We start from the raw sequence: 13,979 nt of genomic DNA, 5'->3' as shown, positions 1-13,979 counted from the left end.
TTGCATGTGTAAGGCATGCCGCCAGCGTTCAATCTGAGCCAGGATCAAACTCTTTAGTTTAATCTCTGTTTTGTGCCATTTCTGGCCACCCCGAAAGGTGTCGCTCTCTCAAAATACTGACAGGTAATTTCTTGCGATCTTACCTATATTTCTTGTGAGCATTTAATGTTTAAAGTTTCCAGACCCGAAGGTCTGTCGCACTTCATTAAACGCCCACGCTTATCGGCTGTTAATTTTTAAAGATCTTGTCTGTCGCGTCCGTCGCTTTCGCTTCGTTCGCGTCGCTGGCAAATCGTTTTGTTTGTCAGCAGCAGAGAAACGAGATTATGAGGTCATTTTTAATTTGCGTCAACTACTTTTTTAACGCTTTCTTAAAAATTTTTGCTGAAGTTTCTTACCGCTCAAACCCCAACTTTCCCTTCAACTTCCCTCTGCTTCGCGCACTATTTCCGCTTCGTTTTTCTCGTCGCTTCGTGTGTCGCGTCAGCAGGGGGCGAACTATAGCAACCCACCACATCCCGCGCAAGTACTTTTTTAAAAATAATGAAAAATAATTTATCCAATCACCTCCACCGCACCCAACCTCCACCGCCAAACCCGCGCCAGCACTGGCGTTGCGGCATTCCCCGTTGTACGGAAATAATTCAAAAAAAATGCCCGCCCCTAACAGGGTGGGCATTTTCGCTATCCGGGCCTTGCGTCTGAGGCCCGAGAATAATCTCAATCAGGCGTTCTTGAAGACCGGCGCACGCTTCTCAATGAAAGCCTTCATCCCTTCTTTCTGGTCATCGGTAGCAAAACAGCTATAGAACAACGCCCGTTCGTATTTCATGCCGTCAGCCAGCGTGGATTCATAAGCGCGGTTGATCGAGTCCTTGACCATCATCGCCACCGGCTGCGACATCTCCGCAATCGTCCTGGCCGTCGCCAGCGCCTCGTCCAGCAGCTGGTCGGCAGCGACGACACGCGAGACCAGTCCGGCGCGTTCGGCCTCTTCGGCCCCCATCATGCGGCCGGTCAGGGCCATTTCCATGGCCTTGGCCTTGGAAATGGCCCGCGGCAGGCGCTGCGTGCCGCCGGCGCCGGGGATGATGCCCAGCTTGATCTCTGGCTGGCCGAATTTGGCGGTGTCGGCGGCAAGGATGAAGTCGCACATCATCGCCAGTTCGCAACCGCCGCCCAGGGCGAAGCCGGCGACCGCCGCGATCACCGGCTTGCGCACGCGGCGGATGGTTTCCCAGTTGCGGGTGATGAACTCCCCCTTGAATACATCCATATAGCTGTAGTTGGCCATGCCGACGATGTCGGCGCCAGCGGCGAAGGCCTTTTCACTGCCGGTAATGATGATGCAGCCAATATCGGGGTTGGCATCGAAGGCCAGCAACGCCTCCCCCAGCTCGCTCATGAGCGCATCGTTCAGGGCATTGAGCGCCTTGGGGCGATTCAGGCGGATCAGGCCGACCTTATCCTGGGTTTCCACCAGGATGTTTTCATAGCTCATGCAAGTCTCCTTCTTGTTGATGATTGGTAAATGGCATGCGCCAGAATAATCAACAAATCTGACTTGGCGCAATCGCACACCGGAATTTCAGGCGGGCAAGGACATCAAAGACTATAGTGGAAGTACCTCTTCAACACACATCATATAAGGAGGCTCTCATGTTCAAGACCATACTTGTTCCTACCGACGGTTCCGAACGGTCCGACAAGGCCATCGTCAATGCCATCGACTACGCCAAACATTGCGGCGCCAAGATCGTCGGCATCTCGGTCGCCGAGCCTTACCCCTTCTCCCCCCTGGCCGAGAGCTCGATGGCGATCGACCCCGGCCTGTATGAGGACAACGTCCGCTCGCTGGCTGAGCAGCACGTCAAAAAGATCGCCGACGCCGCCCAGGCTGCCGGCGTCCCCTGCCAGACCGCGACGATGCTGTCGTTTGCGCCAGACGAGGAAATCGTCAATGCCGCCAAAACCTACCAATGCGACGTCATCTTCATGGCTTCGCATGGCCGCAGCGGGCTTTCACGTATCTTTCTCGGCAGCAAGACCCAGAAGGTGCTGGCGCATTCAAGCGTTCCGGTTCTGGTCCTGCGCTAGTCTTTTCCCTATTCCCTTATATAAATAGGAATACAGGAAACAAAAAAACCTGCCCCTATATATACAGGGGCAGGTTTTGATTGCATAAAAGAAACTTAATTGCCGCTCGGCGGATTCATTCCCTTGGGCAGCAGTACCCACATCATCCCCCGCTGCTTCATCGAGCCCGCCTTATCTTCCGCCTCATCGCCAAAGCCCCAGAAGTAGTCCGCCCGCACCACGCCGCGGATGGCGCCTCCGGTATCCTGCGCCACCACCAGGCGCTGCAGCGGCCGGTCGCTGTTGGGCTGGGTCGTCGACAAAAATACCGGCGCCCCCAGCGGCACATGCTGCGGGTCAATGGCGATCGAGCGCTGCGGCGTCAACGGAATGCCTTGCGCGCCCTTGGGCCCCTTGGACGGGTCAGGCAGCTTTTCTTCACGGAAGAAGACATAGCTAGGGTTGGCGTTGAGCAGTTCCTCCTTGCGCGCCGGATTGGCCTGCACCCAGGCCTTGATATTCTGGGCGGAGGCCTGCGACAGCGTCATCTCGCCCTTGTCGACCAGGTAACGGCCGATGGATTTGTAGGGCCGGCCATTCTGGTCGCCATAGGCCAGACGGATGGTTTCCCTGGATTCCGGCAGGTAGACCCGGCCCGAGCCCTGCACCTGCAGGAAGAAGGCCTCAACCGGGTCATCCACCCACACCAGCTCCTTGCCGTCCAGCGCATTAGACTGCGTCAACTCGGCGCGGCTGGGATAGGGCACCACCTTGCGGCCGACCACCTTGCCGCGCAGGCGCAGGTTCTTCAGCTCGGGATAGACGCTGGCCATGTCGATCGTCAGCAAATCGTCGGGCACCTGATACAGCGGCGTTTGGTACGGGCCGGCGCGGCGGCGCGAGCCGCGCAGCAAGGGCTCGTAATAGCCGGTGACCAGGCCGGAATCGGTGCCGTCCGGATTGAACAACTGGTAAGGCGTGAAATAGGTTTCAAAATAAGCGCGCAGGAAACCCTGGTCGGAAGCATCGACCTGCTGCGCCGCGCCGCAGGCCGCGCGCCATTCGGGCCTGCGGATCAGCACCGAACAGGACGACTGCAGCGCCGGCCAGGCCTCGCGCAGGTCATCGTTGTTCCAGCCCGGCAGTTGCGAGAAGCTGGCCGCGCGCATGGCCGGCCCGGGCCGCACGGATGGCTTGGTCGTGGACGGTGCGGTAGTAGTCGCCGGCGGCGTGGTCTGGCAGGCCGCCAGCAGCATGGCAGTCGATACCGCCAATGCAGGTACACTGAGGCGCTTCAGCACGGGAAACACGGAAAAAGTAGCAAGACGGTTCAATAACATCGGAGACGAATTCATGTTGTGGTTGATTCTGGAGGCCTGCGCCGCCCTTTTTGTCCTGGTCTTCATCGTCTGGTGGACCATGTTTTCAGGCCGCAAGGAGAAATCCGGCCCGCCGGCAGCCAGGCCGGATGCGCGAGAGAAGGAAGACAACGGCAAGGAATAAAAAATCCGCATGCCTTTATGCGGATGAACGGGACAGCCCGCATCAATGCAGCGTGCGCGGCAGCGAAAGCACGAATTCGGGGATGCGCACATCGAACTGCTCGCCATCCTCCGCGACACAGAAATATTCCCCATGCATGCTGCCCTGCGGCGTCTTCATTGCGGTGCCGCTGGTGTACTCGAACCGCTCCCCCGGCTGCAGGAAGGGCTGGTGACCCACCACCCCCAGGCCGCGCACTTCCTCCACATGATTGTTGGCATCGGTGATCACCCAGTGGCGCGAGATCAGTTGCGCCGGCACGGTGCCTGTATTGACGATGGTGATCGCATAAGCGAACACATAGTGCGAGCGCGAGGGATCGGACTGCTCCTCAAGATACTGCGTCTTGACCGTCACCGTAAACTCATACGCTGCCATGTGGGTGTCCTGTTTTGTTGTGATGATGTGTGCCGGGCGGAAATTCGCGCCTTGGCGCAAACACCCCAGATTGCACACGAATTCAGCATGCAGCGCAAGCCGCAGGGTTGCGCCAGCTCATCAAAGGCGGAGCCATAGGAGTAAAATAACGCCTTTTGCGGCCCCTCGTCCGCCGGCCCGCCAACGCAAGGGCCGGCCCGCCCCGGAAGCCGCCGTCGATCAAGCCATCACTTCATTTCAGCCATGCCGACCTACCGTATCGCCCCCAGCATCCTGTCCGCCGATTTCGCCCGCCTGGGCGAGGAAGTGCGCAATGTCGTCGCCGCCGGCGCCGACTTCATCCACTTCGACGTGATGGACAACCATTATGTGCCCAACCTGACCATCGGCCCCCTGGTGTGCGAAGCGATCCGCCCGCACGTGCAGGTGCCCATCGACGTGCACCTGATGGTCAAGCCGGTGGACCGCATCATCCCCGACTTCGCCAAAGCCGGCGCCAACCTGATCACCTTCCACCCGGAAGCCTCGGAACACATCGACCGTTCGCTGCAACTGATCCGCGACAACGGCTGCAAGTCCGGCCTGGTGTTCAACCCGGGCACGCCGCTGCATTACCTCGACCACGTGATGGACAAGATCGACATGGTGCTGATCATGTCGGTCAACCCCGGTTTCGGCGGCCAGTCCTTCATTCCCGAGGCCTTGAAGAAAATCGCCGAAGTGCGCCGCCGCATCGATGAATCCGGCCGCGACATCCTGCTGGAAGTGGACGGCGGCATCAAGATCGACAACATCGCCGCGGCGGCCCGCGCCGGCGCCGACACCTTCGTGGCCGGCTCGGCCATCTTCGGCAAGCCGGACTACAAGGCCGTGATCGACGCCATGCGCGCCGAACTGGCACAGGTCTGATCCGTCTCCATTCGACTTCCCGCCCCACGCCATGAGCCAGCTGAACCACATCAAAGCCGCCATCATCGACCTTGACGGCACCATGCTCGATACCGCCGGCGACTTCCACGTCGCCGTCAACCGCATGCGCGCCGAGCTGGGACTGCAACCGCTGGCGCAGGAAACGATCGTCAACTTCGTCGGCAAGGGCACCGAAAACCTGATGCGCCGCGTGCTGGCCGTGGACTACGCCGAAGACGAGGCCGAACAGTACTTCCAGCAGGCGCTGGATTCCTACACCGAGCATTACCTCGCCATCAACGGCGACTTCTCGGCGCTCTACCCGGGCGTCAAGGAAGGCCTGCAGGCGATGAAGGACAAGGGACTGCGGCTGGCCTGCGTGACCAACAAGCCGCTCTCGTTCACGCTGCCGCTGCTGGACAAGAAAGGCCTGCGCGGCTTTTTCGACGTGGTCTACGGCGGCGACTCCTTCCCAAAAAAGAAACCGGATCCGATGCCGCTGCTGCAGGTATGCCAGGATTTTGGCCTGGAACCGGCGCAGGTGGTGGCCATCGGCGACTCCTCCAACGACGCCCAGGCCGCGCGCGCGGCCGGTTGCCGCGTGCTCAACGTGCCGTATGGCTACAACCACGGCGAATCTATACACGATGTCGATTCCGATGGTATAGTTCAAACGCTTTTCGAAGCAGCGCAGCAAATCTCGGCGGATTGACACCCTGTCAATCTCCGGCCAACACACCAAACCGCGACCAGCACATCAATGTTTCGCAACAACAAACGCACCGCCCAACATACAGCCGCCCCTGAGGCCTGGCTGTGGCGACGCTGGCAATTCCAGGCACATTGACTGATGCCTTGCCCTTGGCCGCGCCTGCTGCCAGGACGTTGTTGCAACACTGCATTTCCCGCATTTCTTTAACGAAACCGCTGACGAGAGTCCGCTTCCGGCCCCCGCTGTATGCGCGCATATCCTGCGCGCAGCCTGCGTCGAGGCCCACGCTGCGTGTTCTACAATAGCGGTCTGGAGTGAATATGACCGAACTCGAATTCAAATCGCTGGCCACCGAAGGCTACAACCGCATCCCCCTCATCACCGAGGCCTTTGCCGACCTGGAGACGCCGCTCACGCTGTATCTCAAGCTGGCGCAGAGCCAGAACACCGGCAAGAACACGTTCCTGCTGGAGTCGGTGGTCGGCGGCGAGCGCTTCGGGCGCTATTCCTTCATCGGCCTGCCGGCCTCGACCAAGATCCGCTGCCGCGGCAGCAAGATCGAAGTCTTGAAGGACGAAACCGTGGTCGAGACCGCCGAAGGCAATGCGCTGGAATTCATCGCGCAATACCAGGCGCGCTTCAAGGTGGCGATCCGCCCCGGCATGCCGCGCTTCTGCGGCGGCCTGGCCGGCTATTTCGGCTACGACGCCGTGCGCTACATCGAAAAGCGCCTCGAAGGCAGCGCGCCGAAGGACACCCTCGGCCTGCCCGACATCCAGCTGCTGCTGACCGAAGAGCTGGCGGTGATCGACAACCTCTCCGGCAAGCTCTACCTGATCGTCTACGCCGACCCGACCCGCCCGGAAGCCTATTCGAAGGCGCGCCAGCGCCTCAAGGACCTGCGCGCCATGCTGCGTCGCCCGGCCGACGCCCCGGTGACCACCGGATCGGTGCGCACCGAAACCGTCCGCGAATTCCCCAAGGACGAATACCTGAAAGCCGTGGTCCGCGCCAAGGAATACGTGATGGCCGGCGACCTGATGCAGGTGCAGATCGGCCAGCGCCTGAAGAAGTCCTATGTGGATTCGCCGCTGATGCTGTACCGCGCGCTGCGTTCGCTGAACCCGTCGCCCTACATGTACTTCTACAACTTCGGCGACATGCAGATCGTCGGCGCCTCGCCCGAGATCCTGGTGCGCAACGAATCCATCGGCGACGGCCAGAAGAAGATCACCATCCGCCCGCTGGCCGGCACCCGCCCGCGCGGCTCCACCATCGAACGCGACGAGCAACTGGCCCGCGAACTGCTGGCCGATCCCAAGGAAATCGCCGAGCACGTGATGCTGATCGACCTGGCGCGCAACGACATCGGCCGCATCGCCGCCACCGGCAGCGTCAAGGTCACCGACCAGATGGTGATCGAGAAATATTCGCACGTGCAGCACATCGTCTCCAACGTCGAAGGCATCCTCAAGCCCGGCATGTCCAACCTCGACGTGCTCAAGGCCACCTTCCCGGCCGGCACGCTGTCGGGCGCGCCCAAGGTGCGCGCGATGGAAATCATCGACGAGCTGGAGCCGACCAAGCGCGGCATCTACGGCGGCGCCTGCGGCTACCTCTCCTTCGGCGGCGAGATGGACGTGGCCATCGCGATCCGCACCGGCGTCATCAAGGACGGCACGCTCTACGTGCAGGCCGCGGCCGGCATCGTCGCCGACTCGGTGCCGGAAATGGAATGGGAAGAAACCGAAAACAAGGCGCGCGCCGTGCTGCGTGCCGCGGAACAAGTGCAAGACGGCCTGGACGGAGAAATCTAAATGCTGCTGATGATCGACAACTACGACTCCTTCACCTACAACCTGGTGCAATATTTCGGCGAGCTGGGCGAGGAAGTGCTGACCATCCGCAACGACGAGATCACGCTGGATGAGATCAGGAAGCTGAACCCGGCGCGCATCTGCCTCTCCCCCGGCCCCTGCAGCCCCAAGGAAGCCGGCATCTGCGTCGACCTGTTGAAGCAATTCAGCGGCAAGCTGCCCATCCTCGGCGTATGCCTGGGCCACCAGGCCATCGGCGAAGCCTTCGGCGGCAACATCATCCGCGCCAAGCAGGTCATGCATGGCAAGACCTCCAGGATCGCGCATACCGGCGTAGGCGTATTCAAGGATTTGCCCAGCCCTTATACGGTGATCCGCTACCACTCGCTGGCCATCGAGCGCGCCACGCTGCCCGATTGCCTGGAGGTGACGGCCTGGACCGACGATGGCGAAATCATGGGCGTGCGCCACAAGGAGTTCGACTTGCAGGGGGTGCAGTTCCACCCCGAGTCGATCCTGTCCGAACACGGACACGCGCTGCTGAAGAATTTCCTGACCGGCAGCGCGCACGCGTAAGCCGCGCACGGTCCCATCGACTCCAACGGAAAAGACAAATGCCCATCACCCCGCAAGAAGCGCTGCTGCGCTGTATCGAACATCGCGAGATCTTCCACGACGAGATGCTGACGCTATTCCGCCAGATCATGGGCGGCGAGATGTCGCCGGTCATGATCGCCGCCCTCACCATGGGCCTGCGCGTGAAGAAGGAAAGCATCGGCGAGATCGCCGCCGCCGCCCAGGTCATGCGCGAATTCGCCACCAAGGTGCCGATGGCCGACACCACCGGCCTGCTCGACATCGTCGGCACCGGCGGCGATGGCGCGCACACCTTCAACATTTCCACCGCGTCGATGTTCGTGGCCGCCGCCGCCGGCGCGCGCGTGGCCAAGCACGGCGGACGCAGCGTGTCGTCCTCGTCGGGCAGCGCCGACGTGCTGGAGGCGCTGGGCGCCGACATCAACCTGCAACCGGAACAGGTGGCGCAGTCGATCGCCCAGACCGGCATCGGCTTCATGTTCGCGCCCAACCACCACGCCGCCATGAAGCACGCGGCGCCGGTGCGCAAGGAACTGGGCGTGCGCACCATCTTCAACATCCTGGGGCCGTTGACCAACCCGGCCGGCGCTCCCAACATCCTGATGGGCGTATTCCATGCCGACCTGGTCGGCATCCAGGTACGCGTGCTGCAGCGCCTGGGCGCGCAGCATGCGATCGTGGTCTGGGGCCGCGACAACCTCGACGAAGTCACGCTGGGCGGCGCCACCATGGTGGGCGAACTGGTCAACGGCGAGATCCGCGAATACGAGATCCATCCGGAAGACTTCGGCCTGTCGATGTTCGCCAGCCGCAACCTGCAAGTTGCCAACGCCGCCGAGTCCAAGGAAAAAATCTTCGAAGCGCTGGCAGGCAAACCCGGCCCGGTGCACGACATCGTGCTGCTCAACTCGGCCACCGCCCTGTACGCGGCAGGCGCTGTACCGTCCATCGCCGCGGGCCTGGACAAGGCGCGCGCCACCATCGCCTCCGGCGCCGCGCGCGCCAAGCTCGACCAGTTCGTACAAGTCACCCGCCAACTGGGCGACAAGCACTGACCCGACCCTCCGGAGAATCATCATGATCGCCCCCCACGACCTTCTGCTCTTCGCCCTCGCCTCGCTGGTGATGGTGCTCACGCCCGGCCCCAACATGGTCTATTGCGTATCGCGCTCGATCTGCCAGGGGCGCGCGGCCGGCATCATCTCGCTGTGCGGGGTGGCGGTCGGCTTCCTGGTGCACATGGCGGCGGCCGCCTTCGGCCTGACCGCGCTGTTTCTGGCCATTCCAATGGCCTACGACATCGTCAAGCTGGCCGGCGCCGCCTACCTGCTGTGGCTGGCATGGAATGCGGTCAAGCCGGGCGGCAGCTCGCCATTCCAGACCCGTGAACTGCCGCCGGACTCGCCTGCCACGCTGTTTCGCATGGGTTTTTTGACCAACGTCCTGAATCCCAAGGTGGCGGTGTTCTACATGTCGCTGTTCCCGCAATTCATCCATCCCGAACACGGCAACGTGCTGCTGCAAAGCGTGATGCTGGGCGTGACGCAGATCGCCATCAGCTTCTCGGTCAACTCCGTGATCGTGTTCTCGGCCGCCGGCATCTCCGGCTTTTTCGCCCGCAACCAGGGCTGGCTGCGCGCGCAACGCTACATCATGGGTTCCATGCTGGGCGCGCTGGCGGTGCGCCTGGCGCTGGACGAACGTAAATAATTTCCAGGAACATCATGTCCGACATCCTCAACAAGATCCTCGACGTCAAGGCCGAGGAAATCCGCGCGGCCAAGAAGCAGCGCGACTTCGCCAGCCTGCGCCGCGACGTCGAATCCGACAGCGAACTGCGTTCCGAACTGCGCAGCTTCGAAGGCGGCTTGCGCGACAAGATCGCCGCCGGCCATGCCGGCGTGATCGCCGAAGTGAAGAAGGCTTCGCCATCCAAGGGCGTGATCCGCCCCGACTTCCGCCCGGCCGATATTGCCGTCAGCTATGCACAGCACGGCGCAGCCTGCCTGTCGGTGCTGACCGACGAGCAATTCTTCCAGGGCGCGCCGGACTATCTGAAGCAGGCGCGCGCCGCCTGCGCGCTGCCGGTGATCCGCAAGGACTTCATGGTCGACCTCTACCAGGTTTACCAGGCCCGCTCCTGGGGCGCCGACGCCATCCTGCTGATCGTGGCCGCCCTGGACCACGGCCTGATGGCCGAGCTGGAAGCCTGTGCCCATGAATTGGGGATGAGCGTGCTGGTGGAAGTGCACGACGCCGCCGAACTGGACGCCGCGCTGAAGCTCAAGACCCGCCTGCTGGGCATCAACAACCGCAACCTGCGCACCTTCGAGACCACGCTGGACACCACGCTGGGCCTGTTGCCGCGCATCCCGCCGGAAAAGCTGGTGATCACCGAATCGGCCATCGCCACGCCGGACGACGTCAAGCGCATGCGCGACGCTAACGTGCATGCCTTCCTGGTCGGCGAAGCCTTCATGCGCGCGCCTGAGCCGGGCGTGGAGCTGGCGCGTTTGTTCGCCTGAATCGACACCGACGCGCCCTCGATACGCCGCAGAGCGGCTACTCAGTCCGAACGGAAATGTCCTGATTGCCCGTTCGGACTGAGTAGCGGCAACGCCGCGTATCGAAGGCGTACCGACGTATAACGATCAAGCCGTTCCCCTGGCAACAGGGGAAACGGCTTTTTCAGGCAGAGAAACCGCCATCAATCGACAAGCTGGCGCCAGTGATATATCCCGCCTCCGGCCCCGCCAGATACGCCACGAAGCTGGCGACCTCTTCCACCTTGCCGTAACGCGGCAATGCCATCAACCCCTTGAGCGTCTCGGCGAAATCGCCGCTGTCCGGATTCATGTCGGTATCCACCGGGCCGGGCTGTACATTGTTCACGGTGATGCCGCGCGCACCGAGATCGCGCGACAAGCCCTTGGTCAGACCGACCAGCGCCGACTTGCTCATCGCGTAGGCCGCGCCGCCGGCGAACGGCATGCGTTCGGCATTGGTGCTGCCAATGGTGATCACTCGGCCCCCTTCTTTCATATAACGCACCGCCTCCTGCGTGGCCACGAACACGCTGCGCACGTTCACCGCCAGCGTACGGTCGAAGTCGTCCAGCTTGAACTCCTCGACCGGGCCCAGCGCCAGCACGCCGGCGTTGTTGACCAGGATATCCAGGCGGCCGAAGGTTTCGGCCGCGATGCTGATGGCCTGCTTGAGCGCGACGGCGTCCGCGCTGTCGGCCTGGATCGCCAGCGCACGGCCGCCGCCGGCTTCGACTTCGCTGACCAGCGCCTGCGCCTTGTCCGGCGAGGTGACATAGGTAAAGGCGACGGTAGCGCCCTCCGCCGCCAGGCGCCGGACGATTGCGGCGCCGATGCCGCGCGAGCCGCCTTGCACGAAAGCGACCTTGGACACGAGGGATGGATTGGATTGTTGGTTCGACATGATCTTGCTCCTGGTTCAGTGTGGTTAAGCGTTAAACCCTGCTGGGTTGAAGCAAGTATCGCCGTCAGATTATGTCAACACTAGATGGCAATCACTATCTTCTTTTTAAACCAAAGGTTTAAAATCAAAAAATGGAAACCATGAACAGCATCGAGTGCTTCGTCGCCTCGGCCGATGCCGGCAGCTTTTCAGCTGCCGCCCGCCGCCTTGGCCTGACTTCGGCGGCGGTGGGCAAGAATGTCGCCCGGCTTGAATCCAATCTCGGCGTACGCCTGTTCCAGCGCAGCACGCGCAAGCTGACGCTGACCGAAGCCGGCGAGCGGTTCTTGCAGGAAGTCGGCGGCGGCCTGGAGACCATACGCAACGCAGTGGCCAACCTGGCCAGCGCTGGCGGGCAGCCGGCCGGCACGCTCAAGGTCAGCATGGGCAGCGGGTTCGGGCGCGAATACGTCGTGCCGCTCTTGGGCGACTTCCTGCAGCGCTATCCCGCCATCTCGCCCGACTGGCATTTCGACAACCGCCCGGTGGACCTGATCGCCGAAGGCTTCGATGCCGCCATCGCCGGCGGCACCGAACTCTCGCCCGGCGTGGTGGCGCGCGAGCTGGGGCCGGCGCATCGCGTGTTGCTGGCTTCCCCGACCTATCTCGCCAGCCATGCACCGCTGCGTTCCCCGCAAGACCTGCCGCAGCACGACGGCATCCTGATCCGCTCCCCGCAAACCGGGCGCATACGCCCATGGACGCTACGCGACCGCGACGGTACGCAAGCCCCGGTGGCCCTGAAGGTAAAAATGACGGTGAACGATCCCAACGCCGCCTGCGAGATTGCCGCAATGGGCCTGGGCGTGACGCTGGTCTCGATGCCGCACGCGGTGGTCTACATGGACAGCGGCGCGCTGGTGCGGGTATTGCCGGACTGGTACGTGGACAGCGGCATACTGTCGCTGTACTTCACCGCGGCGCGGCTGCTGCCGGCCAAGACGCGGGTGTTCGTGGATTTCATGGTGGAGCGTTTCCGCGCGCAAAAGCTGGCGGAGCGCTTCTCGGCAATACGCTGAACCTCAGCCCTTGGGCTGCGCCGCACGCATGCCGCCGCCGATGTTGCTGCCGGCATCACGCGCCAGGCCGCGATACCCCTGCAGCGAAACCAGCGTGACCGCACCGGCCATGGCAAATGCCCATTGGAAATCGCCCAAGGTGAAATGCGCGCCGGCCGCATCGATAGACTCGCCGCGGAAGTAGGCCGCGATACGCAGCGCCAGCGCGCCGAAGGCGATCCCCATACCGATGGTCATCTGCTGCGCCACGCTCCACAAGGTGCTGGCCGATGACTTGCGCGCATCGCTGATGTCGGCGTAGGCCAGCGTGGCCAGGGTCGAGAACTGCATCGAACGCGACAGGCCGTAACAAAAGATCACGGCCAGCGTCATCGGCAATGGCGCATCCGGCGTCAACAGCCCGCATGCGACGATCAGGCAGCCGGCGATGGCGGCATTGCTGACGGCCACCCGGCGGAAACCGAAACGTTGCAATACCCGCGTGGTGAACGCTTTCATGCCGAGGTTGCCGAGGGCGGTCGCCAGCAGCAGCAATCCCGACTGGAAAGCCGACAGGCCGAAGCCGATCTGGAACATCAGCGGCATCAGGTAAGGCACGGAATCGATGCCGATGCGCGTGAACGAGCCGGTGACGACGGTGACCGAATAGGTCGGAATCTTCAGGTTGGAAAAATCCAGCAGCGGATGTTCGGCACGCTGGGCGTGGCGATACGCGAACCAGCCCAGCACGATGCCGCCGGCGATGAAACCGAGCGCGACCTTGAGGTTGGATTCCATGTGGCTGGCGATCTCGGTGCCGTACAGCAGCGAGGTCAGCGCAGCGCCCGAGAGCACGAAGCCGACCAGGTCCAGCGGACGCTTGCTGGCGCCGTGGTCGTTGCGCACGATCAGCATCACGGCGGCGAACGCGGCGATACCGAACGGCACGTTCATCAGGAAGATCCAGTGCCACGACGCATAAGTGGTGATGAACCCGCCGATGGACGGCCCCACCACCGGCGCCACGATGGCCGGCCAGGTGATGGTGGCAATCGCCTTCATCAGGTTGGCCTTGCCGGTGCTGCGCACCACGATCATGCGCCCGACCGGCACCATCATCGCGCCGCCCAGGCCTTGCAGCACACGCGCCGCGGTGAACTCCACCACGTTTTGCGAGAAGCCGCACAGGATGGAAGCCAGCGTGAAGATGACGATCGCCGCGCCGAACACGGTGCGCGAACCCAGGCGGTCGGCCACCCATCCGCTGATCGGGATGAACACCGCCAGCGTCAGCATGTAGGCCGTCATGCCCAGGCTCAGCTCATTGGGGCCGACGCCGAAGGACTGCGCCATCTGCGGCAAGGCGGTGGCGATGATGGTGGTATCGAGGTACTCCATGAAAAAGGTTGCCGCCACGATGTAGGGCAGCATGCGCACGCGCGTATCCGTATCCGGCTGGAGCTG

The 13,979-nt window shown here is 62.5% G+C and carries 15 protein-coding genes; 10 read left to right on the top strand and 5 right to left on the bottom strand.

Annotated elements, in window-relative coordinates:
- Positions 1 to 724: 724 nt before the first annotated feature.
- Positions 725 to 1,501, bottom strand: coding sequence for an enoyl-CoA hydratase (locus tag FB598_RS13095; protein ID WP_183405823.1), 777 nt, complete (start codon positions 1,499 to 1,501; stop codon positions 725 to 727).
- A 158-nt stretch (positions 1,502 to 1,659) separates the two neighbouring features.
- Between FB598_RS13095 and FB598_RS13090 the strand changes: the two genes are divergently transcribed.
- Positions 1,660 to 2,097 (top strand): universal stress protein, encoded by a 438-nt coding sequence (locus tag FB598_RS13090; RefSeq protein ID WP_141914239.1) that lies wholly within the window; start codon positions 1,660 to 1,662, stop codon positions 2,095 to 2,097.
- 95 nt (positions 2,098 to 2,192) lie between these two features.
- On the opposite strand, the gene FB598_RS13085 is transcribed toward FB598_RS13090, so the two are convergent.
- Entirely contained in the window at positions 2,193 to 3,431 is a 1,239-nt protein-coding gene (locus FB598_RS13085) for a murein transglycosylase A (protein ID WP_141914240.1), read from the bottom strand.
- Between FB598_RS13085 and FB598_RS20750 the strand changes: the two genes are divergently transcribed.
- The gene (locus FB598_RS20750) at positions 3,331 to 3,579 is read left to right on the top strand and encodes a hypothetical protein (protein ID WP_183405847.1); all 249 of its coding nucleotides are present in this window, start codon (positions 3,331 to 3,333) and stop codon (positions 3,577 to 3,579) included. The genes FB598_RS13085 and FB598_RS20750 overlap by 101 nt on opposite strands.
- 42 nt (positions 3,580 to 3,621) lie before the next feature.
- Here FB598_RS20750 and apaG read toward each other — a convergent pair whose 3' ends face one another.
- Positions 3,622 to 3,996 carry a Co2+/Mg2+ efflux protein ApaG gene (gene apaG / locus FB598_RS13080; protein WP_141914241.1) on the bottom strand — a complete coding sequence of 125 codons (375 nt, stop codon included), beginning with the start codon at positions 3,994 to 3,996 and terminating at the stop codon, positions 3,622 to 3,624.
- A gap of 243 nt (positions 3,997 to 4,239) precedes the next feature.
- Here apaG and rpe point away from each other — a divergent pair, with 243 nt between their 5' ends.
- From rpe to trpC, 7 genes are all read left to right on the top strand, one after another.
- Positions 4,240 to 4,905, top strand: coding sequence for a ribulose-phosphate 3-epimerase (gene rpe / locus FB598_RS13075; RefSeq protein WP_141914242.1), 666 nt, complete (start codon positions 4,240 to 4,242; stop codon positions 4,903 to 4,905).
- Between the two features lie 31 nt (positions 4,906 to 4,936).
- A complete protein-coding gene (locus tag FB598_RS13070; RefSeq protein WP_141914243.1) occupies positions 4,937 to 5,617 on the top strand; it encodes a phosphoglycolate phosphatase in 681 nt (226 codons plus the stop codon).
- A 320-nt stretch (positions 5,618 to 5,937) separates the two neighbouring features.
- The gene (gene trpE / locus FB598_RS13065) at positions 5,938 to 7,434 is read left to right on the top strand and encodes an anthranilate synthase component I (RefSeq protein WP_141914244.1); all 1,497 of its coding nucleotides are present in this window, start codon (positions 5,938 to 5,940) and stop codon (positions 7,432 to 7,434) included.
- Positions 7,435 to 8,010 carry an aminodeoxychorismate/anthranilate synthase component II gene (locus tag FB598_RS13060; RefSeq protein ID WP_141914245.1) on the top strand — a complete coding sequence of 192 codons (576 nt, stop codon included), beginning with the start codon at positions 7,435 to 7,437 and terminating at the stop codon, positions 8,008 to 8,010.
- 38 nt (positions 8,011 to 8,048) lie between these two features.
- Positions 8,049 to 9,086, top strand: coding sequence for an anthranilate phosphoribosyltransferase (trpD, locus tag FB598_RS13055; RefSeq protein WP_141914246.1), 1,038 nt, complete (start codon positions 8,049 to 8,051; stop codon positions 9,084 to 9,086).
- A gap of 22 nt (positions 9,087 to 9,108) precedes the next feature.
- Entirely contained in the window at positions 9,109 to 9,741 is a 633-nt protein-coding gene (locus FB598_RS13050; protein WP_141914247.1) for a LysE family translocator, read from the top strand.
- A gap of 14 nt (positions 9,742 to 9,755) precedes the next feature.
- Entirely contained in the window at positions 9,756 to 10,556 is an 801-nt protein-coding gene (gene trpC, locus FB598_RS13045) for an indole-3-glycerol phosphate synthase TrpC (protein ID WP_141914248.1), read from the top strand.
- A gap of 163 nt (positions 10,557 to 10,719) precedes the next feature.
- Here trpC and FB598_RS13040 read toward each other — a convergent pair whose 3' ends face one another.
- Positions 10,720 to 11,478, bottom strand: a complete 759-nt coding sequence (locus FB598_RS13040; RefSeq protein WP_141914249.1) for a 3-oxoacyl-ACP reductase family protein — start codon at positions 11,476 to 11,478, stop codon at positions 10,720 to 10,722.
- Between the two features lie 131 nt (positions 11,479 to 11,609).
- On the opposite strand from FB598_RS13040, the gene FB598_RS13035 reads away from it, so the two are divergent.
- Complete coding sequence (locus FB598_RS13035; protein ID WP_141914250.1) at positions 11,610 to 12,536, top strand: LysR family transcriptional regulator; 927 nt, start codon at positions 11,610 to 11,612, stop codon at positions 12,534 to 12,536.
- Between the two features lie 3 nt (positions 12,537 to 12,539).
- Here FB598_RS13035 and FB598_RS13030 read toward each other — a convergent pair whose 3' ends face one another.
- Entirely contained in the window at positions 12,540 to 13,946 is a 1,407-nt protein-coding gene (locus FB598_RS13030; RefSeq protein WP_141914912.1) for an MFS transporter, read from the bottom strand.
- Between the last annotated feature and the right edge of the window lie 33 nt (positions 13,947 to 13,979).

The organism is Herbaspirillum sp. SJZ106, from assembly GCF_006715495.1.
Taxonomy (GTDB): domain Bacteria; phylum Pseudomonadota; class Gammaproteobacteria; order Burkholderiales; family Burkholderiaceae_D; genus Herbaspirillum.
The sequence above is the reverse complement of the archived record's forward strand: the minus strand, read 5'-3'. Positions and strand labels throughout refer to the sequence as shown.